This is a genomic window from Microvirga sp. HBU67558 (assembly GCF_018069605.1).
Taxonomy (GTDB): Bacteria; Pseudomonadota; Alphaproteobacteria; order Rhizobiales; family Beijerinckiaceae; genus Microvirga; species Microvirga terrae.
The window spans coordinates 1-555 of record NZ_JAGPUP010000224.1 but is presented as its reverse complement, the minus strand read 5'-3'; the positions used below and the strand labels follow the sequence as shown (position 1 = coordinate 555).

Sequence of the window (555 nt, the reverse complement as noted above, 5' to 3'; positions counted from 1 at the left end):
GGCGAGCCATCGAATTCCGAGATGAACCCGTGTTGTCCAAGGCTCCGCTCGACTGTTAAACCGTCCCTGTCGGGATCTGAGGCGAAAGGAGGCATCCGGTGGCGCTCACAACCAAGCACATCGAGGGCGATCTCCTCATGCTTCGGATCATGTTCCCGAATGGCATGACGGTGACGGTGACAGCCGGCAGAAACGGCAAGAGCGTCAGCGTGATACCGGATGACAGGGAGATTACCGAGAGACTGTCGTCTATCTTCCAATGGAGCACCAACAGGGTGGGCGAACCGGGCTATCCGTTCACCAGCCTCAACCAGGTCATCTACGGGATGGAGACGCTCGCCCGGTCGGCAATGAGCATTGAGCAGTTCATTGAGGGGCTGCGGGAAGTGCTGGAGGTGTCCGATAAGCACCCTGTGCCTGAGGTCGGCGTCAGGACTCCATCACCCACCGTCGTCGACCTGAGCCCGAGCGGGAACGGGTGGATTGTTGCTGCCCGCTTCCTGCGCGGGGAGCGATTCAAGCTTGCTATCAACAAGGCCAGCATCGGCTGGGCCG

The 555-nt window shown here is 60.4% G+C and carries 1 protein-coding gene; it reads left to right on the top strand.

Going from position 1 to position 555, the window contains the following annotated elements:
- Positions 1-98 precede the first annotated feature (98 nt).
- The coding region (locus tag KBI52_RS00945) for a hypothetical protein (protein WP_210804798.1) at positions 99-555 on the top strand (457 nt) is incomplete at its 3' end.